Here is a 24,079-nt window from a genome sequence, read left to right as displayed (position 1 = left end):
TCAATGATGGGCGGCTTGCAATCACGCCGCCTGCGCTACGGCGTGGGCGCGATAGGGCTGGTATTCGGCTTGCTGGCACTGCTGCGGCTGCTGTTCGCCGTGGGTTTTTCCGGGGTCGACCTGAGCGCCGCCAATGAGCGCGAGGCCATCCTCCAGACCCTCGGCATCGGCCTGCGCTTCGACCTGCGCCTGACCCTGCTGCTCCTGCTGCCCTTGGCCCTGCTGGCCTGGCTGCCGCGCTACAACCTGCTGCGCCAACCAGCCCTGCGCTGGCTAGCCCGGGCCTACCTGCTGCTGGTACTGGGCGGGGTAGGGCTGCTGTACATCATCGACTTCGGCCACTACGCCTACCTCGGCGTGCGCATCAACGCCACCGTGCTGCGCTACCTCGACGACGCACAGATATCCCGGCAAATGCTCTGGGAAAGCTACCCGGTGCTGTGGATCGTCCTCGCCTGGGGCAGCGCCCTGGCCCTGAGCTGCTACGCCTTGCTGCGCCTGGAGCGCCTGACCCTCGACCGCCCGGCCCAAGCCATGGGCCGGCTGCCCCTGGCCAGCGTCAGCGCCCTGGGCATCGCCGCCGTGTTCCTCGGCCTGCTGGGCCGGGTAGAAAACCTCAACCTGGAAAACCCCGTGCCCCTGCGCTGGAGCGACGCCTACTTCTCCGGCAACAGTCAGATCGCTGCCCTGGGCCTCAACCCCGTGCTGTTCTTCTACGACACCCTCAAGGCCGGCCAAGCCCAGTACGACGAAGCCCAAGTGCGCCAACACTACCCGGCCCTGGCCCGCTACCTTGGCGTCGACCATCCAGACCCGCACAGCCTCAGCTTCACCCGCCAACAAGGCATTCAGCCGTACCGCATCGACCGCCCGCGGCCGCCCAACGTCGTCTTCGTCATGCTCGAATCCCTCGGCACCAGCGCCGTGGGCGCCTACGGCAACCCGCTCAACCCCACCCCCAACCTCGACCGCCTGGCCAGCCAGAGCTGGTTCTTCAAACACTTCTACGTCCCGGTCACCGGCACCGCCAAAACCGTGTGGGCCAGCATCACCGGCGTGCCCGACGTCACCCGCCAAGAGACCGCCACCCGCCAGCCCCTGATCACCCGCCAACACAGCCTGATCAACGCCTTCAGCGACTACCACAGGCTCTACCTGATCGGCGGCAACGCCGGCTGGGCCAACATCAACGGCCTGATCCGCCAAAGCATCGACAACGTGCGCCTATACGACGAAAGCCACTGGCAATCGCCCCTGGTGGACGTCTGGGGCATCTCCGACCTCGACCTGTTCAAGGAAAGCGACCGCCTGCTGCGCGCCATCCCCCAGGACCAACCCTTCTTCGCCTACCTGCAAACCTCCGGCAACCACCGCCCGTTCACCATCCCCAAGGACAACGACGGCTTCCAAACTCAGAACCTGCCCCTGGAACAAGTCCAGGCCGCGGGTTCGCGCAGCCTTGCGCAATACAACGCCGTACGCCTGCTGGACTTCAACATCGGCCGGCTAATGGAGATCGCTAAGGCGGGCGGCTACTACGACAACACGATTTTCGTATTCTTCGGCGACCACAACACCCGCATCAGCCAGATCCCCCACATGGCCCCCGCGTTTGAACAGCTAGGGCTGGAAAGCAACAACGTACCGCTGCTGATTCATGCCCCTGGGATGTTGCAGCCCAGAGTGATCGAAGAAGCCGTCGGCCTCGCCGACCTGCTGCCCACCGTAGCCGGCATGGCCGGGATGCCGTTCACCAATGGCGCCATGGGGCGGGACATTCAACAACCCGCGCCGGAGGGCGAGCGCGTGGTGCCGCTGGTATTAAGGGAAGGGACCTTTCCGGTGATTGGCGGCGTGACCCAGGATTTTCTGCTGCAGATGCAGCACGACGGCAGTGGCGCGACCTTGCATGACCTAGCGTCAAACACCCCGCGGGAGGATGTGGCGCAGGAGCATCCGCAGGAGTTTGAACGGTTGCTGGAGTTGACGCGGGGGATGCATGAGGGGGCGCGGTTGATGTTGTATCGCAACGTGCGCTGACACCGCATAGCCATCGGTTGACGCCGGCCCGTGTAGGAGCTGGCTTGCCAGCTCAGGCGGCCGCAAGACCGCCTGAGCTCTATTTAACAGGCAGCCAGTTCAGGACTAAAGCTACTGGTGGCTAGGCGTTTGAGCGCTATATCAAGCGCCTGTTCGTCGAACAGCCTGTTCTTGCGAGCAGCAGAAGTTAGATGGGGACGGGGTAAATCAGGCTTATTTTTAAATACATATCTGTCTCCCCACGTGTCCTCCCAGGCCAGTGCTGCGTGACATTATCCGCGCCTTCGGTGCATGGACAGCTGCGTTGAGTGCCTGATACCTTATCGAAAGGTAATACCTTTAGATAACAAGGGTTCGGCTATGGCCACTTCTATCAAGATTGATGACGAGCTGAAAAAACGCATTCAGCATCTGGCGGGACTGCGTCAACGTTCGTCCCACTGGATTATGCGCGAAGCAATAGCGCAGTACGTCGAGCGCGAGGAAGCCCGTGAGGGCTTTAAACAAGAAGCCTTGGCGTCTTGGGCGGCGTATCAGGAAACGGGTCGGCATCTGACCGGCGAAGAAACTCGGGCTTGGCTCAACACCTGGGGTACCGAGGCTGAGGCGGAGCTGCCTAAGTGCCACGATTGATTCTCACCGAAGGTGCTGCGCAAGGATTGGAGCATTGTCGCCAGTTTCTAGTCGAGAAAGGCCCGCTGATCGCTCAACGAGCTGCCCAAGTGATTGAGCGTCAAATCGCTCGACTGGAGGAAGACCCAGAAATCGGTCGTCCCTTTCCAGAACTGCCGGAGCTGCGCGAGCTGATCATCGAGTTCGGTGAATCGGGTTATGTCGCACTTTATCGGTATGAGCGTGCGGACGATGCTGTTTACATACTTGCCTTTCGGCATCAGAAAGAAGCCGGTTACTGAGTTTTAGTCGCAGCTGTTTAGCGCTTCAGTCAGATGGCAACGGGGTAAGTCACGTCTTACCCCGTTTTCTCCTTCCTCAGCTTTGCTGAATGTTTTCTGCCGGTCTATTGGCATCCAGCAACGAATCCACCACTGCTCTCGCCATCTCCACCGAATGGATCATCGACCAAATCAACCCACGCTCGACACCGCTGGCGCGTTCGTTGATTTCATCACTGACCTGTACCGCACAGTCCAGCAGCAATGACACATGCACCAAGGCTTCTTCGGCATTGATGCCGGGGCGGACACTGAACATGGATTGATGACCTACGGACGTAGGTACGGTGTCTTTCAGATTGTTGAGGATCGAGGTTTCAGCGCCATGCGCCGCCAAGGCCAAGCGAATGCGTTGGGTGTCGATATCGTGTTCGGGGGGGGGCTGAAAGGGGTTAGCCTTACAAGGGGTTGTGAATTGGGCGGTGACCTTGTGCCAGTCGATTTGAGTCAAACCGAGGAATCGCCATTGAGCAACAACAAAACGCCATCCAACCCTTGCACTTGATCCAATCGTCGGGTATCAGCTCTACGCACCAAATGTCATCCGCCGAGTTAGATGACTCAAAGAGCACATACGTATCGGCTAGTTGCGCTTGCAAGAACCAGTTCGATAGTGGCTCTGAACAACAAACAGGGAGAAACACCAATGGCCGTATGGCTGGTTCGGGCAGGGTCTGCAGGGGAGTTTGAGGATAAGTTCATCAGTGAGCGCCGCGTCTATGTGACGTGGGATGGACTGAATGTCGACTTGAGTACCCTCAAGAATCGCGAACAAGTTCAGGCAGAGTTGTCGGTACGTTACCCAGAAGCGAAGCCGAAAACGCTACAGAATTGGAGCAGTCAGATTTGGCCCTTCGCTCAGCGTATGCAAGCTGGAGATTTGGTCGTACTGCCGCTCAAAACCCAGCCAGTGGTTTATATCGGCAAACTTGTCGAGGGCTATCAGTTCTCCAGCGCCGGCCCTGATCCATTCTTTCATTGGCGAGCGGTTGAGTGGATTGGCGAAGCAATCCCTCGTTCCAACTTCTCCCAAGACCTGCTCTACAGCTTCGGTGCATTTATGACCATCTGCCGTATTCAGCGTAATAACGCAGAAGAACGCATTCGTTCCATGGCCAGCCACAATTGGCAGCCCGAGACGTTGCAGCAGTTGGTGTGTGACACTGCTACTGCATCTGATGAGGTGGCTGTTGAAGAAGCCGAAACGGATCTAGAACGCACCGGTAAAGACCATATTGTTCGACTGATTGAGCGACGTTTTAAAGGGCACCGGCTGACCACCCTGGTGGCGGCGATACTGCGTGCACAAGGCTTCAGCGTCTGGCAAAGCCCCGAAGGCGCTGATGGTGGCGTTGATATTTTGGCCAGTAACGGCGTGATGGGCTTTGGCGGGCAAGCCATCTGCGTTGAAGTGAAGTCGGGCACAGGTTTGGTAGATCGGCCAACTGTCGACAAACTGCTCGGTGCGATGAGTAAGTTCAATGCTGGTCAGGGGTTATTTGTGGCGTGGGGTGGTTATCGCGCGAATGTGCAAAAGGAGCTGGCGTCGAGCTTCTTCCGCCTGCGCTTGTGGAACCAGGACGATCTGCTCGAACAGCTGTTTATGTATTACGACCGGCTGGATGAGGGGATCAAATCAGAGTTGCCGTTGAAGCGGGTTTGGACGGCGGCGCTGTCGGAAGAGATTTGATGGGTTAGAAAAAGCCGGCTTGTGGGCGGCATTATTTTTGAGTTTTAGCCTTATTTTGCTGGGTTTTATGGCGCATTAAGATTTTGTCCCCCCCACTCTGTGGGTGAGTGAATTCTAAGCATTGAAGCCTAGTAATCTATGCTAGCAAAAACCATCGTGTGGCACTGGTCCCGTGCAGGCAGTGGCTAGGCATACACCTCTGCGATGAGTATTCGCTTATTTCCGATGTGTGCGTCAACGCCGAATGAAAAATCAACCTCCTGGAGCCGATGGTTGTTCGTTCAACTGTGTCTAGGATGGCTAGAGACTACGACCCCTACCTTTAGCCATCGCCGGATACACACGAAGGCCAAATCAGCGGAGGCAGTAGCAGAGGAGGGGCGAGAGAAGGGGCCGATTGCTCAGCAGCCCTTTTTATATGATCTCCCAGGCGCTCTGCACGTTAATTCGGTGGGCACGGTTGTTTACCGTTAGGAAGAGCCTTCCTTTACAATCCGTGGCGCCGTGTAGTGGTTGAAGACTCCGGGTATAGGCTGATTTTTCTTCTGTCACTCCTAGTGGCGCCTCGACATAGAATCGATGCATTTTGACCCTATTGCGATGCGGTCATTGCCGCTGTCAACCGCTTTGGTCGGTCTCGTTGTACGCGATACCACCTCGTTTGAGATTGTCGGGGTGATACAGATCGGCCGTGGTTGACGCAGATGCCCTCCGCCTAGCCATAACCATTAAAATTAACGGTTGAAGTCGCCCCCCACTCGCTTATGAGTGATTTGGACAGTGGTAAACTATGAACGCAGTAGAAATTGAGTCCGCAATCTCGGAGCTGGTCCTCCACCCCTTCGACGTAGCGGAGTTTCCGTTCGCATTTCTCGCCGCCTTCGGCAGCAAGGATACGGCCCTCAAGCGCCTGCGAGCAGGGAATAACAATGCATCTGATGTGTCCGGTGCCGTGTTGCTGCGTAACAACATCCATATTGCCGCATGCGACGCCGACGCCGTGGGTGAGACCCTCAAGGCATTGCGCACCAGTCCGGCCACCTCAAAAGCCAAAGCCAAGTTCATCCTCGCCACCGATGGCCAAACGCTTGAGGCCGAAGAGCTTGTCAGCGGAGAAACCATCACCTGCGCATACTCGGATCTCCCTAACCACTTTGGTTTCCTCTTGCCTTTGGCCGGAATCTCCACCATCAAGGAGATCAAAGACAACCCCATCGACGTGCGCGCCACAAGCCGCTTGAACAAGCTGTACGTCGAACTACTGAGCGACAATCCGGAATGGGCTAAGGACGAGCGCCGCGCCGACATGAACCACTTTATGGCCCGGTTAGTGTTCTGCTTCTTTGCCGAAGATACCGACATTTTTAATGGTGAGAGCTTGTTCACCAGAACCGTGGAACGGTACAGCGAGCGCGATGGCTCCAATACCCATCTGGTCCTGTCCGAAATATTCCGCTCCATGAACATCAAGATTGACGAGCGCACCAGTGTCCAGCCTCGCTTGCCGAATTGGGCAAACGGCTTTCCCTATGTGAATGGAGGTCTGTTCTCGGGTAGTACCGAAGTGCCGCGTTTCACCCAAATGGCACGCACTTACCTACTGCATGCCGGAAATCTGAACTGGAAGAAGATTAATCCGGATATCTTTGGCAGCATGATCCAGGCTGTAGCTGATGATGAAGAGCGCGGTGCATTGGGCATGCACTACACCAGCGTGCCCAATATTCTGAAGGTGTTGAACCCCTTATTCTTAGATGACCTGCGGGTGCAGTTGGCTGAAGCCTGTGATAACGAGCGCAAGCTGCTGAACCTTCGCAAGCGCATGGCTCGCATCCGTGTGTTCGATCCGGCCTGCGGTTCGGGCAACTTCTTAGTCATCGCCTACAAGCAGCTACGCGAAATCGAGGCGGAAATTAACCTTCGTCGAGGAGAGCCTCATCTTGGCAGCGAGATTCCTCTAACGAACTTCCGAGGCATCGAGTTGCGCGACTTTCCGGCAGATATTGCACGCCTAGCGCTGATCATTGCCGAGTTTCAGTGCGACGTGCTGTATCGCGGGCAGAAGGATGCCTTGGCGGAGTTTCTACCGTTGAATGCGCAGAATTGGATTGTTTGTGGCAATGCGCTGCGGCTGGATTGGTTAAGTATCTGCCCGCCTACAGGCACGGGTGTGAAAGTGATGGCCGATGATTTGTTCGGTACACCGCTCAATCAGACAGAAATCGACTTCGAAAACGAAGGTGGTGAGACTTACATTTGTGGCAACCCGCCCTACTTGGGTTCCACCTGGCAGACTGATCAGCAGAAAGCGGACTTAGAGTCCATCTTCACTAAACGGGCCAAGAGCTGGAAGTCATTGGACTATGTGGCGGGCTGGTTCATGAAGGCTGCCGATTACGGCACCAAGACCAAATCCAGCGCAGCATTTGTGTCTACGAACTCCATCTGTCAAGGATCGCAGGTGCCGATCCTCTGGCCCCTGATTTTTGCCAGTGGTCATCAAATTTCCTTTGCGCACACGTCGTTCAAGTGGACGAATCTGGCAAGTCACAATGCAGGGGTAACAGTTGTAATCGTTGGAATTTCCAGTAGGCCCGAGAAAGCTCGTAGAATTTTTTCCCTCAATAGGGAAGGTGAACTTTCTGCAAAGGATGTGGAGCACATAAACGCATATCTAGTGCCAGGCGCAGATGTCGTCATTGAGAAACGCCCAAAGCCTTTTAAGGGCTTGGCCGAGATGACCAAGGGCAACCAGCCCACGGATGGTGGCTATTTACTACTTACCTCTGATGAAGTTGATGCGCTTGACCTCACCGCATATCAGTCAGAAAAATTCATTCGTCGTATCTATGGATCTGCTGAGTTCATTCGTGGCCTTGAACGCTACTGTCTTTGGATTCGGGATAAGGATGCAGCTGAGGCCGGTGCCATCGCGTCCATTTCTGCAAGGCTTAAGGCAGTTGAGAATATGCGGTTGGACAGCACGAAAGCAGCAACAGTTGCGCTTTCAAAAGCACCACACAGATTTGGTGAAATCCGCCAGTCCGGTGCTGAGTCAGTGATGATTGTGCCAAGTGTTTCATCTGAGTCACGAGATTATCTTCCTGTTGGCTACATGCCGACGGGTACGATAATTAGCAATCTTGCATTGGCTCTCTATGACGCGCCTCTTTGGAATATGGCTTTGATTGCGTCACGAGTCCATTTGGTCTGGATTGGCACTGTGTGCGGGAAAATGAAAACAGATTTTCGTTACTCCAACACTCTCGGCTGGAACACCTTCCCGATACCGCTGCTCACCGAGCAAAACAAGATCGACCTGACCCGCTGCGCCGAAGACATTTTGCTAGCGCGCGAGGCGCATTTCCCCGCCACCATCGCCGACTTGTATGCCCCAGACACCATGCCGGACAACCTGCGACGGGCCCATGAGCGCAACGACGAAGTGTTGGAGCGTATTTACATCGGTCGCCGTTTCAAAAACGACACCGAGCGGCTTGAAAAATTGTTTGACCTTTACACAAAGATGACGACAGGTGTGGCCAATGCTGCACTCAAAACAAAAAAGGGAATGAATGCGTGATGGAGCCATCCAGCAACCCGACTAATGCCTACACCGTGCCATCAGTTTCAATCACCACGGCGCGGACCGGCGCATCTAGCAAGGCCAACTCGATTGGCATGCGCGCTATGCAGGAGCGCGCCTATGCCAAACGCGGTGAGCAGTACTTGCTGATCAAATCACCGCCGGCGTCGGGTAAATCCCGTGCGCTGATGTTTATCGCGCTGGACAAGCTCCACAACCAGGGCCTGCACCAGGCAATTGTCGTGGTTCCAGAGCGCTCCATTGGTGGCAGCTTTGCGGATGAACCTCTAAGCAAATTTGGCTTTTATTGGGATTGGCAGGTTTCTCCGCAGTGGAACCTGTGCAATGCACCTGGCATCGACGAGCCACGTGTAGCCAAATCCAAGGTGGGCGCGGTAGGCAAGTTTTTGGAAAGCGCTGATAAAGTGCTGGTTTGTACCCATGCCACCTTCCGCTTTGCGGTAGAAGAGTTGGGCATCGAAGCTTTCGACAATCGCCTGATCTCCATTGACGAGTTCCACCACGTTTCCGCCAACCCAGACAATAAGCTGGGCGGCCAACTTAGTGCGTTTATCAGTCGCGATAAAGTGCATCTGGTAGCCATGACAGGCTCTTATTTCCGCGGAGACAGTGAGGCAGTGCTTGCCCCTGCGGAAGAGGCTAAGTTTGAGACGGTTACTTACACCTACTACGAGCAGCTCAACGGCTATCGTTGGCTCAAGTCACTGGATATCGGTTACTTTTTCTACACTGGCAAATATGTGGATGCCGTAGCCAAGGTGCTTGATCCGAAGTTGAAAACGATCATCCACATCCCCAATGTGAATGCCCGCGAAAGCCTCAAGGACAAGGAGCGCGAGGTCAACGAAATAATGAGTGCTCTGGGGGATTGGCAGGGAGTCGATCCAGCTACCGGCTTCCACCTGATTAAGACAAACGACGGTCGTACGCTGAAACTAGCCGATCTGGTGGATGACAGCGATGCGGCTAGACGCTCAAAAGTGCTCGCCGCGTTGAAAGACCCTGAGCAGAAAAACAACCGAGAGAATGTGGATGTGATCATTGCTCTGGGGATGGCGAAGGAAGGCTTTGACTGGATCTGGTGCGAGCATGCGCTGACCATTGGCTACCGTTCGAGCTTAACGGAAATTGTGCAGATCATTGGCCGCGCAACACGTGATGCGGAGGGCAAGGAGCGCTCACGCTTCACCAACCTGATCGCCGAACCCACAGCGGATCAAGCCGCTGTTGCCGAGGCTGTGAACGATATGCTCAAGGCTATTTCTGCCAGCTTATTGATGGAACAGGTGCTAGCCCCACGCTATGAGTTCACCCCTAAAGATACAGGGCCGAAAGAGGGTTTCAATTATGGGCTCGATGGCTATCAGCCAGGCGGCATGAACCTGGGAGTGAATGAAGCCACAGGTCAATACCATGTCGAGATCAACGGCCTGACCACGCCGCAAAGTGCTGAAGCTACTCGCATTTGCAAAGAAGATTTGAACGAAGTAGTGACCAGCTTCCTGCAGGACAAAACTGTGTTAGAGCGTGGCTTGTTCGACAAGGAAAACACCCTTCCCGAAGAGCTGACCCAGTTGCACATGGGAAAGATCGTGCGTGAGCGTTACCCAGACTTGAGCGACATCGATCAGGAAGCTATCCGCCAGCACGCCGTCGCTGCCATGAACATTACCCAGCAGGCCAAGTTGGCTTTGGGGGGCGATGCAAACAGTGGTGATACCGTACAAGGAAGTACAGCGCTGCTGGATGGCGTACGTAAGTTCGTTAACGTACGCGAACTGGATATTGACCTGATCGACCGCATCAACCCCTTTGATGCCGCTTATGCGGTGCTGGCGAAAGCGATGGATGAGAAATCACTACGCCAGGTACAGGCCAGCATTGCCGCCAAGAAGTTGAGTATCCCCGAAGACGAAGCTCGCGAGCTGGCAAAGCGCGCCTTGCAGTTCAAGAATGAACGTGGTCGCCTGCCAGACATCAACTCAGCCGATTCGTGGGAAAAGCGTATGGCGGAAGGAGTGGCTGTGCTAGCGCGTTTCCGTGCGCAGGCCAAGGCAGCACAGGCTCTGAGAGAATCCGACAATGGCTGATATGAACGATGACGAATTGCTAGATGCGCTTGGCATAGAAGTCGCTCCGCTCAAGGCGACAAACCGAAACCCACGTGAAGAGCGCATCATCGCCGGTTTCGAGGACATCCTGCGTTTTTATCAGATTCACGGCCACCCACCAGTGCATGGTGAAGACCGCGACATCTTCGAGCGATTGTATGCCGTGCGCCTGGATCAGCTGCGCAAGTTGCCGGAGGCACAAACCCTGCTGGCTGAGTTGGATGTTCCCGGCCTGCTCTCCGGTGCCTTAATGGCTTCGGTGGATGTGGATGAACTGGACGAAGATGCGTTGCTGGCCGAGCTGGGTATCGGCGCCGAGTCCTCCGATCAGGACGACATCACGGTTCTGCGCCACGTGCGTTCGAGCACTGAAAAGCGTGCAGCGGAGGAAATCGCCGACCGTGCTCCCTGTGCGGATTTTGACAAGTTCCAACCACTATTCGAGCTGGCTGAGAGGGAGCTGAAATCTGGCGTTCGCAAAACCCTGCGTTTTGGACGCGATACCAGCGTTGAAGCCGGAAACTACTTCATCGTTGGTGGTCAGCTAGCGTATGTGGCCGAAATTGGAGAAACCATCAAGGCTCCAAATGGCGAGAGCGATGCACGTTTACGTGTCATTTACGCCAACGGCACAGAAAGCAATTTGTTGCGCCGCTCGTTGCAACGGGCTCTTTATAAGGACGACACCGGCCGCCGACTAACCGACCCGGATATGGGGCCGTTGTTTGGCGAAGCACCAGAGCCTGACGACATCGAGAGCGGGACTATCTATGTGCTGAGGAGTTTATCCGAGCACCCATTCGTGGCAGATCATCGCGATCTGATTCACAAGATCGGCGTGACTGGTGGCAAAGTGGAGGCCCGTATAGCAGGTGCGGAAAAAGACGCGACCTATATGCTGGCCGGTGTGGAGATCGTAGCTGCCTATAAGCTTCACAATCTCAATCGGACTAGGCTAGAGAATATATTTCACCGCTTATTTGGTGCAGTGCAGCTTGATCTGACCATAGAGGATCGGTTCGGGAATCCGGTTAGGCCGAGAGAGTGGTTCCTAGTTCCACTCCATGTGATTGATGAGGCAGTTGAGCGTATTCGTAATGGGTCTATTACCGAAGTGGTTTACGATCCACAAACTGCTCGCCTGGTCAGCTAGGGGTAGAGGTACAGTGAATCGCCCCGGATTTTGTAGACACCTCCATGCCTTAAACTGAGGCCAATCAGGAGGTGCCATGAGCAACCCACGTTATCCCGAAGAATTCAAAATCCAAGCAGTCAATCACGTGACCGAAAAGAAGCTACCCGTTGCTGAGGTAGCGGCCCGTCTCGGCGTGTCGACGCATAGCCTCTATGCCTGGATAAAGCGCTACAGCAAACCTCAAGAAGAACGGCAGCAGGACGATGATCAGCACGCTGAACTGCGTCGTCTGCGAGCAGAACTCAAGCGGGTCACTGAAGAGCGAGACATCTTAAAAAAGGCCGCCGCGTACTTTGCCAAGGAGTGCGGTTGAAGTACGCCTTCATCAAGCAGCGAGCCGGCGACTATTCCATTCGACGGCTATGCCTGACGCTGAAAATCCATCCCAGCGGTTATTACGCCTGGTTGTCTGAGCCGCAATCTGCACGCGCTAAAGACGACCAGCGACTGCTGGGTTTGATCAAGCATGCATGGTTGGAGAGCGGCGGCGTTTATGGCTATCGCAAAATCCATGACGATCTGCGCGAGGTCGGTGAAGATTGTGGTCGTCATCGTGTGGCAAGGCTGATGCGTCTTGAAGGGCTGCGCTCTCAGACAGGGTATCGACGCCGCCCTGGAAAGTATGGCGGCAAGCCAGCGGTCGCCTCACCTAATTTGCTGAAGCGCCAGTTCGATGTCGTGGAGCCCAACAAGGTTTGGGTCACCGACATCACCTACATTCGTACGTATGAAGGCTGGTTGTATTTGGCGGTGGTGCTGGATCTGTTTTCTCGTCAGGTCGTTGGCTGGTCAATGAAGTCGCAGATGACCAGTGATCTGGCTATTGATGCGTTGTTGATGGCGATTTGGAGGCGTAAGCCGAAGCAAGAGGTGATGGTTCATTCCGACCAAGGTAGCCAGTACAGCAGCTCCGATTGGCGCAGCTTTTTGAAGGCAAATAATTTGATTGCCAGCATGAGTCGCCGAGGCAACTGTCATGACAACGCCGTGGCCGAGAGCTTTTTCCAGCTTCTGAAACGGGAACGGATCAAGCGGAAAATCTACACCTCGCGGCAAGATGCTCGTAGTGATGTATTTGATTACATCGAGATGTTCTACAACGCGAAACGCCGCCATGGTTTCAACAATCAGCTGTCGCCGGTAGAGTTTGAAAAGCGTTACGCAATGAGCTTGCAAGGTGTCTAGAGAATCCGGGGCGATTCAGGGGGCCCCATGATCACATGTCACACAGCACTTCCATAAAAAAGCCCATAGCCTCAGGCCAGCGAAGTTCGCCTGAGTTGGCAGTGACTGTGTTGCTTGAATCTTTCTGTTGGGCTGCGAAACCCTGTCGCTGACAACATTCAACGGACGAGAAAACTATAGGGACACGGCAGGTCCGGGACAATGGCGCTTCTGTAGGAACGGTCTCTATTGCGAGTAAGGACTGGCTGAACTCTCCAGAGAGTTCACATCCGCTGTGCCTGACACTGGCTGTATGGGCCTTTCAGCTTGGTGATCAGCAGCAGATTGTGGCGCCACGGCAATTGTCCAATAGCCTGTTGGACCATCTCAGAATCGGGCCAGGTCTTGGCAAAGCCATCTGACCTTCAATCGATTTTGCTATCCTGCGTCCCCTTTTCCCCATCGCAAGGAGCGCAGGCATGACCCGGCCCATAGGCAGCAGTCCACAAACAAGGGCTGGCCAACAGCGTCACCTGCTACACCTCCTTTTCCGCCTGACCCCAGCACTCTTGCTCGGCCTTGGGCTACTCACCCCAACCGCCCAAGCCAACCCCACCACCACCTACCGCGGCACCCTCGGCTCCACCCCGGTTGAACTGGCCCTAACCTACGATTCCCAATACGGCGGCGGTATGTCCGGTTACTGGTTCTCCGACTCCGAGCGCTTGCCCATGGCCTTGGAATCCACCCCTTTCCATCCCGGCTCCGCGCTCTTGATCAACATCATGGACAACCCGACCCTGCCTGCGGCAGCGGTGTCGTTGCAGCCGTTCGCCGAGGGCGCGGAGGCGCTGCAGGGCAGTCTGGTGGATCTGCGCACGGGCACGCAGCAGCCGTTGCAGTTGCAGCGGGTGACGCGCTTTGGTGGCAGTCAGCGGGAGGCGTTTGAGGGGGAGTTGTTGCAGCCGGTGTTCGATCGGGATTTCTATTTCAGTGTGCATGCCGCGCGCAAGGCCGGGGAGGAGGTGGCGCGGGTGGACAGTATCCGGGTGATGAGTCGGGTTACCGGCCGGCGAGTGCAGGAGATCAGTGGCCAGTGGTGCCTATCTTCGGTGGGGACCAAGACCCTGACCTTCGGGCATTTTCAGGATGAGGCGCGGATCGATTTCCAGGCCCAGAGCTATCGCGTGGCCGAGGAGGATGGCCGGCTGTGGTGCTCGCCCACTCAGTATTATCTGTACAACCGTGAAGGCAGGGAGTATCTGCGCCATGCGCAGTTGGAGCAGTTCGCGGTGGACGGTACGTTGCGCTTTTCCCCCAGTGGCCAGGTGGAGTTCAGCAAGCAGGACTTCATCAATTACGACCAGCGCACTCGGCGTTGGGATTATTACCGGGTGATCAGCCCTGATCGGTTGCAGTTTCTGTCGTCGGGCGAGGAGCGTTTCTGATGCGCGGGTTTGATGTTGCTCGGGGGTTGGCGGTGCTGGTGTTGGCGTTGTGGCTGTTGCCGGCGCAGGCGTCCCATGGGGTGTATGAGGGGACCTTGGGCAAGCAGGCGATTGTCTTGACCCTGGGCAGCCAGAATGCGGTGTACCAGGGCACCTATGCCTATCAGCGCTATCGCACGCCGATCCGCCTCAAGCCGACCTTCAGTTACAGCAACAAGACGCTGGCCATGGATGAGCTGGACGAGCAGGGCTTGCCGGTGGCGCGTCTGCAGTTCAATGACTTGATGAACTACCGCCAGCAGGAACAGGTGCGCGGCACCTGGACCAGTTATCGCACGGGCAAGACCTTGCCGATTGCGCTGAGGTTGGTGGGCCTGGTGGATTCGGATCGTTCGTGGCCGCAGCCGGTCACCCGGCTGTTGCAGAGTGCGTCCACCAAGCGCTGGTATTTTCAGGTACCGATGCAGGGCAATGATCAAAGGATCACGGCGGTGGAGGTGATGGACAAGGCCACCGGCAAGTTGCTGGTAAGCCTGGCGATCGCGGCACCGGGGTGTCCGAATCAGGGGGTGGATACCTTGCAGTTGCAGGGTGAAGGGGAGCAACTGCGGATTGCTTTCAAGGACTGCAAGTTTCCGGGGTTTCGCTGGAATGAGGGCGGTGGGAGCTTTGCGCCGTTGCCTTGAGGCCCGTTGATTGGCGCCCTTGTGCGACGTGGCGGCTAGTGGATTGGATGAGTCTGGTGTTGAACCTGGAAACCGTGGAGCCATCGTATGGATGACAAGCAATCCCCTGTGCTGATTCAGGTGTACATGGCCGATGATGATGGCGCCGTTCGCGAGGAGCTGCTGGCGCGGCAGATCGATGAGGATATTTATGAGTTGCTGTCCTCGCCGGGGCTGGCGCAGAACCTAGCGCGGGGCGATATCGTTTCCATCCGCAATCCCGATGCTCCGGCGCAAGTGCTGAAGCGGGGCGGGAATTTCTGCATTCAGATCTATGCCGATTACATTGATCCGGCAGTGATTACGGCACTGGAAAGCGGCGTCATTCGTGAGCTGAATGGGACTCTGGATGGGGTGTGCGGGGGGACGCTAGCGTTGGCGGTCCCGGCAAAAAACGGGATGGAGAACATCAATAGGTTTTTCGATGGCTTTCGCGAAAAGACCGGGATCCAGTGGTACTACGCGAACGTCTATAAAAACCTCGATGACGATGAAGACGAGACGCTGTTGAACTGGTGGTTGGAAGGTTGATGGCAGTACATCACGACCGTGTTTATGGTTCGGGACAGTTTGCCTGCTGCTTGCGTGGCACGGTTGATGGATATAGTCCAAGGTTCTGACGAAAAAACATCAGCCCGGTATCATGCCCCCATCATTGCCTTCGCTTGGCCGTCGAGTTCTCAATTCTTATTGCGCAATTCCATTGTGTCGAATGCCGGAGTTTGTCCATGACGGATCAAAAGGCCGCCAGCAGGCTTGTCTACTGCCAGGGAGCGGGAGAGTTTTTCTTGAGCCAGTGCAAGCCACTCCCCTGGCAGCAGGTGGCCCCGTGAGTCGCTATCAGCCGCCACTAACTCTGACACCGGCCATGCTCACTCTGGTCGCACAAATCAGTGAGGTGGTCGGGCGGCTGTCGGCCCAGCAGGAGTCGACTCTGACACCTCAGTTGCGTCGGGGTAATCGCATTCGCAGCATCCAGGCCTCTCTGGCCATTGAGAACAACACGCTGAGTGTCGAGCAGGTCACGGCTGTGCTGGATGGCCGTCGGGTGTTGGGGCTGCCACGCGAGATTCAGGAAGTGCGCAATGCCTTTGCGGCCTATGAGGCCATGGCCATTTGGCAGCCAGCCTCTCGTGCGCATTTGTTGGAGGCTCACGGGGTTCTGATGCATGGGCTTATTGACGATTGCGGACAGTTGCGACGTTCAGGAGTCGACATCTACCGAGAACACAAGCTGGTGCATATGGCACCACCGGCCAGCCGTGTGCTTGCCTCGGTGGACGACCTGCTCAATTGGCTATCCAGTACTGACCTGCACCCGCTGCTTGCCAGTTGTGTATTTCATTACGAGTTTGAATTCATTCATCCGTTTGCAGATGGCAATGGGCGGATGGGGCGTTTGTGGCAAACGCTGATACTGAGCCTGTGGCGTCCAGTGCTGGCCTGGTTGCCGGTGGAGACGGTGATACGCGAGCGGCAGGATGCCTATTACGCAGCCCTTAGCGCTGCGGACCAACACGGCGAGGCCACGCCGTTTGTGGAGTTCATGTTGCAAGCGTTGTACCAGGCCTTGCTTGATGCCAGCGAAAACGACCAAGTAAGCGACCAAGTAGCACGACTGCTTCAGGTTCTCGAAGGCGGTATTGCTTTTAAAGCCGGGGAGTTGATGCAGCACTTGCGATTGGTCCATCGCCCCACCTTCCGCAACAACTATTTGAACCCGGCATTAGCCGCTGGGTTGATTGAAATGACTCATCCCGAATCGCCCCGCAGCCCGGTACAGAAATACCGAGCGACTGCACAAGGAATGATGTGGCTGACAAATAAAAACCAATTTGGTAGCTCGGGTGAATAGCTAGCGGTCTTGGGGGCGGTAATTCCCACGCCAAGCGTGGGAATGTCAGGGGCGGCGTCAGGCAGTTTGTAGTCGTGCTGTCCTGCGCACGTGGTTGACCATCAGTCCCAGCCCGCCGCCAATCAGCAGGATGGCGGCCATGAAGTACATTGCGGCCTGGGTGTTGCCTGTCACCTGGGTCAGCCAGCCCACCACGATGGTGCTGAAGAATCCGGCCACGTTGCCCAGGGTGTTGATCAATGCCACGCCTGCCGCGGCTGCGGCGCCGCCCACTACGGCGGTGGGCAGGCCCCAGAACACCGGCAGGCTGCTGATCATGGCGGCGGTGCCGATGATCAGGCCGAGCATGGCCAATACCAGGTTGTCGCCGAAGAAGGTGCCGAAGGCCACGCCTAGCGCGCCAATTCCGGCGCAGACTGCCAGGTGCCAGCGGTACTCGCCGTGGCGGTCCGAGCTGCGGCCCACCAGCACCATGGTCACAGCTGCGGCGGCGTAGGGCAGGGCGGTGAGTACGCCGATGGCCCAGGGCTGCTGCACGCCGCTGTTGCGGATGATGGTGGGCAGCCAGAAGCTGATGACGTATTGGCCCAGCACCAGGCAGAAGTACACCGCGCCCAGCAGCCAGATCTGTGGGTTGAGCAGCCCGTCGCGCAGGCGGTGGCTCTGTTTGTTTGCGGCTTCGCGGTCGATGGCGGCTTGCATGCCGTGGCGTTCTTCCGGGGTGAGCCAGTGGGCGTCGGCGATGCGGTCGCGCAGGAGGAAGAATACCGCGGCGCCGAGGGCCACAGCGGGCAGGCCTTCGATGACGAACAGCCATTGCCAGCCGGCGTAGCCGGACACGCCGTTGAGGTGTTGCAGGATCAGCCCGGAAATCAGTGAGCCGAACAGGCTGGAAATCGGCAGGGCCATGATGAACAGGGCGGTCATCACCCCTCGGCGCTGGCTGGGAAACCAGGTGGTGAGATAGAAGATGATGCCGGGGAAGAAGCCGGCTTCGGCAATGCCGATCAGCAGCCGCAAGACGTAGAAAGTCATGGGCGTTTCGATGAACATCATGGCCGCCGACAGCAGGCCCCAGGTGACCATGATCCGCGCGATCCAGCGCCGCGCGCCGAAGCGGTGCAGGGCGATGTTGCTGGGGATCTCGAACAGCAGGTAGCCGACGAAGAAGATCCCGGCGCCGAGGCCGTACACCGCTTCGCTGAACTTCAGGTCGTCGAGCATCTGCAATTTGGCGAAGCCGACGTTGACCCGGTCCAGGTAGGCCACCAGGTAACACAAAATCAGCAGCGGGATGATGCGCCAGGCGGTCTTGCGGTAGGCCGAGTGCAGGGCCGCGTCGTCGAGGGCCGCAGGCGGCGGGGAAGGTCGGTTCATGTCTAGCCTCTTTATTCTTGTTGTCGAAGCAATGGATGAAACAGCGGTTCAGGCCTCGGGCAGTAGGCGGGTGGCGGGCCATTCGCCGGAGCGGCTCATGTCGCGCACCACCTGGGCGATCAGGTTGGCAATGGCGCTGCGCAGGTTGCTGCCGGGCAGGGCCTCGCAGACGCAGATGCCCAGGGTGCGGAAGACTTCCCGGGGCTGGATGGCGTGGGCCACCAGCCGGCCTTCGGCGACTTCGCGCAGGGCCAGGTTCAGCGGCATGATGCTGGGGCCGATGCCGGCCTCCACCGCGCTCTTGAGGATGTGCACCGAGTTGACTTCCATGGCTACCTGGGCCGGTGGCAAGTGCAGGCGTTCCAGGGCCTGGTCGACGCAGGCCCGGGTGCTGTGGCTATGGGCGCGGCTGGGAAATACCAGCGGTCGGGCCACGGCTTCGGCCAGGGTTACCTCGCCCGCTGGCGGCGCGTGGCGGTCGTCGGCGCGGTGGATCAGGTAGAAGTCTTCTTCCAGCAGCGGGCTGAAGCTGACCTGCGGCGGCAGGCCGATGGGGGTGAACAGGGCAATGTCGACCCGGCCCCGCACCAGTTGGTCCACCAGGTTGCCGGTGAGTTCTTCATTGAGGTGCAACTCGACCTTGGGGTAGGTGCGGGCCACGGCCTGGATCAGCGGCAGGGCCACGGTGCTGGCCACGCTCTGGGGCAGGGCGACGACGATGGAGCCGCTTAGCGCGCCGGGTTCGCTGCTGATTGCGGCGCGGGCATCCTGCAGGTGCTTGAGCAGGCCCTGGGCGTATTCGTAGAACAGCTTGCCGGCGTCGTTGACGCGGATGCCACTGTTGCTGCGATGGAAGAGTTGCGCGCCGAGGTCGGCTTCCAGGGCCGACATCTGCTTGCTCAGGGCCGATTGCGCCACGTGCACGTCCCGGGCGGCGCGGGACAGGCTGCCGGCATCGACCACGGCGACGAAGTATTTCAGCTGGCGGATTTCCATGGGGGCTCCTTGGCAGGCCGCTGCCTCAGTCGACGGCCGGGCCGCGGGGGAAGATCTTGCCCGGGTTCATCAGTTGTCGCGGGTCGAGGGCGGCCTTGATCGCGGCCATCACGTCCACCGCGTTCTGCCCGTGCTCCAGGCTCATGTAGGCCTGCTTGGTCAGGCCGACGCCGTGCTCGCCGGTGCAGGAACCCTGCAGGGCGATGGCCCGTTCCGCCAGGCGCTGGGCCACGCCGTCGGCGCGCCGCACTTCCTCGGGGTCGTCGGGGTTGACCAGAATCACCGCGTGGAAATTGCCGTCGCCGACATGGCCGAAAATCGGCGCCAGCAAGCCTTGCTGTTGCAGGTCGGCGGCGGTGGCTTCGATGCATTCGGCCAGGCGCGAGATCGGCACCACGGCGTCGGTGGTCAGGGCGCGGCAGCCGGGGCGCAGGGCCACGGCGGCGAAGTAGCCATCGTGCCGCGCCTGCCACAGGCGGCTGCGGTCTTCCGGGTGCACCGCCCATTCGAAGTCCTGGCCGCCGTGTTCATCGGCCAGCAGGCGGATGGTTTCCACCTGTTCCTTGACCGAGGACTCCGAGCCGTGCAGCTCGAAGAACAGTGATGGCGCTTCGTTCAACTGGGTTTTGCTGTAGGCGTTCAGGGCGCGCACGGTGAGGGCGTCGATCAGTTCGATACGGGCAATCGGCACCCCCAGCTGGATGGCCTGGATCACCGTTTGCACCGCTTGATCGACACTGGGGAAATTGCACACCGCGGCGGAAATCGCCTCGGGAATCGGGTGCAGTTTCACCGTCAGCTCCGCCACTGTGGCCAGGGTGCCGCCGGAGCCCACCAGCAGGTGGGTGAGGTCATAACCCGAGGAGGATTTGCGCGCCCGGCCGCCGGTGTGCAGCACGCGGCCGTCGGCCAGTACCGCGGTCAGGGCCAGGACGTTTTCGCGCATGGTGCCGTAGCGCACGGCATTGGTGCCCGAGGCCCGGGTCGCGGCCATGCCGCCCAGGGAGGCGTCGGCGCCGGGGTCGATGGGGAAGAACAGGCCGGTGCCGTGCAGCGCGGCGTTGAGCTGCTTGCGGGTTACCCCGGGTTGCACGGTGACGTCCATGTCGTCGACGCGGATCTCCAGAATCTGGTTCATCGCCGCCACATCGATGCACACCCCGCCGTGGACCGCGTGCAGCCAGCCTTCCAGGGAACTGCCGCTGCCGTAGGGAATGATCGGCACCCGATGGCGATGGCAGGCCTGCTGCACGGCGATGATTTCGTCGAGGTGATTGACGAAGGCCACCCCTTGCGGCGGCAGCGGATCGAGGGCGGAGATGTCCCGGCCGTGGTGCTCGCGAACGCTGGCGGAGGTGCTGAAGCGCTGGCCCAGCAGGGCCGTCAGTTCATCCACCAGGGCGGCGGGCAAGGGCTGGATGTCGGCAGTATCGAGGGCAGGGGGCAGCATCGGGCAATCTCCGGTTTGTTGTGCGCACCGCACGGAAGGTCAGGCCGGGGTGGGGGAGTTGCCCATATCGTAACTGCATACGCAGAGGGTCGGTCGTGCAGATTGGAGATGGCGCTATCGCCAGGGCAGATAGCGCCGTGGGACAGCCCGCTGCGATGCCGGGTAATCGCTGGCTCGCGGCTTTCAGCCTTCAGGTAAGGCGCCAGGGCCCACCCCGGATCCCCCTGCAGGCCATGGCGAAGGAGCCGCTTGCCTGTGTCTGTCACTGGTTGCGGAGGCGGTACTCAAGAGATGGGCGCGGATGCTACCTATCGTGCAAATGCTTTTTCAGGAACGATCGGGTTCGCTCCTGAACCGGCTGTTGCAGGATCTCCTGGGGCAGTCCTTGCTCCACCACAACCCCGCCATCCATAAACACAATGCGGTCGGCCACTTCGCCGGCAAAGCGCATTTCGTGGGTGACGATCAGCATGGTCATGTGCTCCGCCGCCAGTTGCTTCATCACCAGGTTGACCTCTTCCACCAGCTCCGGGTCAAGGGCCGAGGTGGCCTCGTCGAACAGCATGACCTTGGGCTGCATCGCCAGCGCCCGGGCAATCGCCACGCGTTGTTTCTGTCCGCCCGACAGGCGCGAAGGGTATTCGTCGGCCTTGTGCTCCAGGCCCACTTTCAGCAGGTATTCCAGTGCCAGTTCACGGGCGGCCTTTTTGCTCAGCCCCTTGAGTTTTATCGGGCCAATGGCGATGTTTTCCTGCACGGTCAAATGCGGGAACAGGTTGAAGTGCTGGAACACCATGCCCATCTGCTGGCGCACGGCATTGATGTGCTGTTCGAACGCGCGGCCTTTCAAGGGGCGATTGACCTGGTCACCGTCCAGCCAGATTTCGCCATCGTTGAGCACTTCCAGGTGATTGATCGAGCGCAGGAGCGTGCTCTTGCCCGATCCGCTGGGGCCGATGATGGCGATGATTTGTCCGCGAGAGACCGAGAGGTCGATGCCCTTGAGTACTTCCAGGGCTCCGTAGGCCTTGCGGGCACCCTTTACCTCAACCATGAACTTTTCGCTGGTCATCGTGACCTCTCTACCTTTTTTTCAAGAAGGTGCAGGCCGCCCTCGAGCAGAAGATTGGCTGCATAGTAAATAACCGCAACAGTCAGATAAAACTCAAAGGGGCTGTAGGTGTCGCTCACCGCCAGTTGTGCGCTGTAGACCAACTCGGCAATCCCAATGATGGACACCAGGGAGGTGTCCTTGAGCAACACAATCAGGTTGTTGCCCAGCGGCGCAAGGGTGCTGCGCAGGGCTTGCGGCACGATGATGTAGCGCTGGGTCTGGCCACGGCTGAGGCCGATGGAGCGCGCGCCTTCAATCTGCCCTGGGTCTACCGCCAGCACGCCGGCGCGAATCACGTCGGCGTTGTAGACGGCGAAATGCAGGCTGAGGCCGATGATGCCCGCGCCAAGGGCAGGAATATCTATCCCCACTTGCACCAGCCCGTAATAAATCACGTACAGCTGCAGCAGCAGGGGCGTTCCCATCAACAGCCAGGTGATGAAGCGGATCGGCAGCGCCACTATTCTGGGCGCATAGAGCAGGATCAGGGTAAAGGCTATTCCGGCGATCAAGCTCAAGACGCTGGCGCTGAAGAACATCACCAGGGTCCACCAGAGACCGGTCATGAGCAGTTCGTAGTAGGGCGCGACGATATTGAAGTCCAGGCTGTGCATGGGAATACGCTCACCGTGCCGCGAAGCGATTATCGAGGTAGTCAATCAAGAACCTGACCGAATAGACCATCACCATGTAGAGCAGGGCCGATACCGCGAAGATCTCGAAAGGCTTGTAGGTTGAACTGATAAAGCGCTGCGCGGTGTAGGAGAGTTCAACCACAGAAATGGTCGAGACCAGGGCCGAACCCTTGATCAGCGCGACCGCGTTGACCCCCAGCGGTCTGATCATCAACTTGGCCGCTTGTGGCAGGGTGATGAACCACAGGGTTTGCCGGCGGCCGAAGCCGATGGAACGCGCCGCCTCTTCCTGGCCCGGGTCGACGTTGCTGATGGCGCCTCGAATGGATTCCGCCATGTAGGCCGCGATGTTGAGGCCCAGGCCAATCACCCCGGCAGCGAAGGGTTCCAGTTCCAGCCCGATCTGTGGGCCGCCGAAGTAGAGGATGAACAGCTGGACCAAACAGGGCGTGCCGCGAAACACGCTGATGTAGAGCCTGGCCAGGCCCCTGAAGATGAAGACGCTGGACAGGCGTCCGGCCACCAGCACGATCGAGACCAGCAAGCCCAGGAGCAGTGCCAGTACGCTGATCTGCAGGGTAATCCAGGCCGCCTCCAGGAAAAACGGCAATATGCGCTGTATCAGTGTCAGATCCATAGGGGCACCTAGAACAGTCAGATGGCTTGGCCCGACGCCAGGTCGAGCCGTACTCGGGATCAATCAGCGGATGTCGCGGCCAATCCACTGCATCGAGATCTTTTCGTAGGTGCCATCGGCGAGGATGGTGTCCAATGCCTTCTGCATCGCCGCCTTGAGTTCAGGGTTGTTCTTGCGCAGGGCTATGCCCAGGCCTTCGGTGCCTCCCTGGTCTTCAGGGGTGCTGATGAGGCGGACCTGCTGTCCCGTCTCCTTGACCGCGACCATCACCGGAATGCTGTCCATCACCAGTGCATCGAGGCGCCCGGCGTCCAGGTCCACGAGCATTTCGGGAAGGCCCTTGTAGCTTCTGACCTTCAGGTTGCCCCGGGCCCGGGCCCATTTGTCGTGGATATCGCCGAGCGTCACCCCGACCGACACATCCTTCAGGTCAGCAAAGTTTTTGATCGCAGAGCTGTCCTTCACCACGATCGTCCGGCCGGCGTGGTAATAGGGGCCCACGAAGTCCACGGCCTTCTGGCGCTCCGGGGTAATGGACATAGAGGCGATGATGGCGTCGTATTTCTTCGCCAGAAGGCCGGCAATGATGCCGTCGAACGGGGTGGTGATGATCGTCACCTTGACCCCCATCTGCTGCGCAATGGCTTCGCTGATGGACGCGTCGAAGCCGACAATCTGGTTCTGTTCGTTGGCGAAGCTGAAGGGCGCGTATTGGCCGCTCATGGCAATACGGATCTCTTTGGATTGCTCGATCGACTGCAGTTCATCGGCGTGGACAGCGGTGCAGGAGAGGAACGTCGCGGCGGTTACGGCGCAGGCAACCACCAGGCCCTTGAGCTTTTTAGTGAACATTCGATAGCACCTTAGACATATTATTATTTGGTTTTTTGGGCTATTCACCCAGCCGTCAGGAAAAGTCTTGCACAGGCGTTTTGGGAAAGCACCAGGCAATGTGACAGCCAGCCTGGCAGATTGCCGGAGTTGGCCGGCACTCTGTCCGGTAGGTCTCGGTGCCCGCTCAAAGCACGGGGCTTCGAGCGGTTGTGCAGCGCCGACGGCGGGGCACCAGGCGCTCCCCGGCC

The 24,079-nt window shown here is 58.3% G+C and carries 20 protein-coding genes; 12 read left to right on the top strand and 8 right to left on the bottom strand.

The window, feature by feature from the left end; genetic code table 11:
* The first annotated feature begins 6 nt into the window (after positions 1-6).
* From ACZ5BO_RS22725 to ACZ5BO_RS22715, 3 genes are all read left to right on the top strand, one after another.
* Positions 7-2,040 carry an LTA synthase family protein gene (locus ACZ5BO_RS22725; RefSeq protein WP_464696548.1) on the top strand — a complete coding sequence of 678 codons (2,034 nt, stop codon included), beginning with the start codon at positions 7-9 and terminating at the stop codon, positions 2,038-2,040.
* A 360-nt stretch (positions 2,041-2,400) separates the two neighbouring features.
* Positions 2,401-2,673: a CopG family ribbon-helix-helix protein gene (locus ACZ5BO_RS22720; RefSeq protein WP_102864761.1), complete on the top strand. Its 273-nt coding sequence runs from the start codon at positions 2,401-2,403 to the stop codon at positions 2,671-2,673.
* The gene (locus ACZ5BO_RS22715) at positions 2,661-2,954 is read left to right on the top strand and encodes a type II toxin-antitoxin system RelE/ParE family toxin (protein WP_464696547.1); all 294 of its coding nucleotides are present in this window, start codon (positions 2,661-2,663) and stop codon (positions 2,952-2,954) included. Before ACZ5BO_RS22720 ends, ACZ5BO_RS22715 begins: the two co-directional genes overlap by 13 nt.
* 76 nt (positions 2,955-3,030) lie before the next feature.
* On the opposite strand, the gene ACZ5BO_RS22710 is transcribed toward ACZ5BO_RS22715, so the two are convergent.
* Positions 3,031-3,357, bottom strand: a complete 327-nt coding sequence (locus ACZ5BO_RS22710; protein WP_464701351.1) for a DUF6124 family protein — start codon at positions 3,355-3,357, stop codon at positions 3,031-3,033.
* Between the two features lie 282 nt (positions 3,358-3,639).
* Between ACZ5BO_RS22710 and ACZ5BO_RS22705 the strand changes: the two genes are divergently transcribed.
* From ACZ5BO_RS22705 to ACZ5BO_RS22665, 9 genes are all read left to right on the top strand, one after another.
* A complete protein-coding gene (locus ACZ5BO_RS22705; RefSeq protein ID WP_464696546.1) occupies positions 3,640-4,683 on the top strand; it encodes a restriction endonuclease in 1,044 nt (347 codons plus the stop codon).
* 790 nt (positions 4,684-5,473) lie between these two features.
* Positions 5,474-8,266: a class I SAM-dependent DNA methyltransferase gene (locus ACZ5BO_RS22700; protein ID WP_464696545.1), complete on the top strand. Its 2,793-nt coding sequence runs from the start codon at positions 5,474-5,476 to the stop codon at positions 8,264-8,266.
* Positions 8,266-10,380, top strand: a complete 2,115-nt coding sequence (locus ACZ5BO_RS22695; protein ID WP_464696544.1) for a DEAD/DEAH box helicase — start codon at positions 8,266-8,268, stop codon at positions 10,378-10,380. The genes ACZ5BO_RS22700 and ACZ5BO_RS22695 overlap by 1 nt, the downstream gene beginning before the upstream one ends.
* Positions 10,373-11,554: a GIY-YIG nuclease family protein gene (locus ACZ5BO_RS22690; protein ID WP_464696543.1), complete on the top strand. Its 1,182-nt coding sequence runs from the start codon at positions 10,373-10,375 to the stop codon at positions 11,552-11,554. Before ACZ5BO_RS22695 ends, ACZ5BO_RS22690 begins: the two co-directional genes overlap by 8 nt.
* A 76-nt stretch (positions 11,555-11,630) precedes the next feature.
* A protein-coding gene (locus ACZ5BO_RS22685) for an IS3 family transposase (RefSeq protein WP_464695795.1) occupies positions 11,631-12,781 on the top strand; the annotation gives its coding sequence in 2 pieces (ribosomal slippage) (positions 11,631-11,874 and positions 11,874-12,781; 1,152 coding nt in all).
* Positions 12,782-13,239: 458 nt separating this feature from the next.
* Positions 13,240-14,208, top strand: a complete 969-nt coding sequence (locus ACZ5BO_RS22680) for a hypothetical protein (RefSeq protein WP_464696542.1) — start codon at positions 13,240-13,242, stop codon at positions 14,206-14,208.
* A complete protein-coding gene (locus ACZ5BO_RS22675) occupies positions 14,208-14,894 on the top strand; it encodes a hypothetical protein (RefSeq protein ID WP_464696541.1) in 687 nt (228 codons plus the stop codon). The genes ACZ5BO_RS22680 and ACZ5BO_RS22675 overlap by 1 nt, the downstream gene beginning before the upstream one ends.
* Positions 14,895-14,981: 87 nt before the next feature.
* Positions 14,982-15,464 (top strand): DUF4265 domain-containing protein, encoded by a 483-nt coding sequence (locus tag ACZ5BO_RS22670; RefSeq protein ID WP_464696540.1) that lies wholly within the window; start codon positions 14,982-14,984, stop codon positions 15,462-15,464.
* A 298-nt stretch (positions 15,465-15,762) separates the two neighbouring features.
* Positions 15,763-16,788: a Fic family protein gene (locus ACZ5BO_RS22665; RefSeq protein ID WP_464696539.1), complete on the top strand. Its 1,026-nt coding sequence runs from the start codon at positions 15,763-15,765 to the stop codon at positions 16,786-16,788.
* A gap of 57 nt (positions 16,789-16,845) precedes the next feature.
* On the opposite strand, the gene ACZ5BO_RS22660 is transcribed toward ACZ5BO_RS22665, so the two are convergent.
* The 7 genes from ACZ5BO_RS22660 to ACZ5BO_RS22630 form a co-directional block, all read right to left on the bottom strand.
* Positions 16,846-18,165 (bottom strand): MFS transporter, encoded by a 1,320-nt coding sequence (locus ACZ5BO_RS22660; RefSeq protein WP_464696538.1) that lies wholly within the window; start codon positions 18,163-18,165, stop codon positions 16,846-16,848.
* 48 nt (positions 18,166-18,213) lie between these two features.
* Positions 18,214-19,161, bottom strand: coding sequence for a LysR family transcriptional regulator (locus ACZ5BO_RS22655; RefSeq protein ID WP_464696537.1), 948 nt, complete (start codon positions 19,159-19,161; stop codon positions 18,214-18,216).
* Between the two features lie 25 nt (positions 19,162-19,186).
* The gene (locus ACZ5BO_RS22650; protein ID WP_464696536.1) at positions 19,187-20,611 is read right to left on the bottom strand and encodes an FAD-binding oxidoreductase; all 1,425 of its coding nucleotides are present in this window, start codon (positions 20,609-20,611) and stop codon (positions 19,187-19,189) included.
* Positions 20,612-20,915: 304 nt separating this feature from the next.
* Entirely contained in the window at positions 20,916-21,683 is a 768-nt protein-coding gene (locus ACZ5BO_RS22645) for an amino acid ABC transporter ATP-binding protein (RefSeq protein WP_025126653.1), read from the bottom strand.
* Positions 21,680-22,384, bottom strand: coding sequence for an amino acid ABC transporter permease (locus ACZ5BO_RS22640; RefSeq protein WP_256244250.1), 705 nt, complete (start codon positions 22,382-22,384; stop codon positions 21,680-21,682). The genes ACZ5BO_RS22645 and ACZ5BO_RS22640 overlap by 4 nt, the downstream gene beginning before the upstream one ends.
* Positions 22,350-22,997: an amino acid ABC transporter permease gene (locus tag ACZ5BO_RS22635; protein WP_025126655.1), complete on the bottom strand. Its 648-nt coding sequence runs from the start codon at positions 22,995-22,997 to the stop codon at positions 22,350-22,352. The genes ACZ5BO_RS22640 and ACZ5BO_RS22635 overlap by 35 nt, the downstream gene beginning before the upstream one ends.
* A 63-nt stretch (positions 22,998-23,060) precedes the next feature.
* Complete coding sequence (locus tag ACZ5BO_RS22630; protein ID WP_464696535.1) at positions 23,061-23,849, bottom strand: ABC transporter substrate-binding protein; 789 nt, start codon at positions 23,847-23,849, stop codon at positions 23,061-23,063.
* Between the last annotated feature and the right edge of the window lie 230 nt (positions 23,850-24,079).

The sequence above is a fragment of the Pseudomonas sp. FFPRI_1 genome (genome assembly GCF_055384485.1).
Note: the sequence above shows the minus strand (reverse complement) of the source record. Positions and strands in the feature narration are given on the sequence as shown.

Coding starts and splice junctions, on each gene's coding strand:
- ACZ5BO_RS22675 (WP_464696541.1), top strand. CDS start 14,208: ATGCGCGGGTTTGATGTTGCTCGGGGGTTGGCGGTGCTGGTGTTGGCG.
- ACZ5BO_RS22720 (WP_102864761.1), top strand. CDS start 2,401: ATGGCCACTTCTATCAAGATTGATGACGAGCTGAAAAAACGCATTCAG.
- ACZ5BO_RS22695 (WP_464696544.1), top strand. CDS start 8,266: ATGGAGCCATCCAGCAACCCGACTAATGCCTACACCGTGCCATCAGTT.
- ACZ5BO_RS22635 (WP_025126655.1), bottom strand. CDS start 22,997: ATGGATCTGACACTGATACAGCGCATATTGCCGTTTTTCCTGGAGGCG.
- ACZ5BO_RS22645 (WP_025126653.1), bottom strand. CDS start 21,683: ATGACCAGCGAAAAGTTCATGGTTGAGGTAAAGGGTGCCCGCAAGGCC.
- ACZ5BO_RS22680 (WP_464696542.1), top strand. CDS start 13,240: ATGACCCGGCCCATAGGCAGCAGTCCACAAACAAGGGCTGGCCAACAG.
- ACZ5BO_RS22700 (WP_464696545.1), top strand. CDS start 5,474: ATGAACGCAGTAGAAATTGAGTCCGCAATCTCGGAGCTGGTCCTCCAC.
- ACZ5BO_RS22660 (WP_464696538.1), bottom strand. CDS start 18,165: ATGAACCGACCTTCCCCGCCGCCTGCGGCCCTCGACGACGCGGCCCTG.
- ACZ5BO_RS22725 (WP_464696548.1), top strand. CDS start 7: ATGGGCGGCTTGCAATCACGCCGCCTGCGCTACGGCGTGGGCGCGATA.
- ACZ5BO_RS22670 (WP_464696540.1), top strand. CDS start 14,982: ATGGATGACAAGCAATCCCCTGTGCTGATTCAGGTGTACATGGCCGAT.
- ACZ5BO_RS22705 (WP_464696546.1), top strand. CDS start 3,640: ATGGCCGTATGGCTGGTTCGGGCAGGGTCTGCAGGGGAGTTTGAGGAT.
- ACZ5BO_RS22650 (WP_464696536.1), bottom strand. CDS start 20,611: ATGCTGCCCCCTGCCCTCGATACTGCCGACATCCAGCCCTTGCCCGCC.
- ACZ5BO_RS22690 (WP_464696543.1), top strand. CDS start 10,373: ATGGCTGATATGAACGATGACGAATTGCTAGATGCGCTTGGCATAGAA.
- ACZ5BO_RS22655 (WP_464696537.1), bottom strand. CDS start 19,161: ATGGAAATCCGCCAGCTGAAATACTTCGTCGCCGTGGTCGATGCCGGC.
- ACZ5BO_RS22630 (WP_464696535.1), bottom strand. CDS start 23,849: ATGTTCACTAAAAAGCTCAAGGGCCTGGTGGTTGCCTGCGCCGTAACC.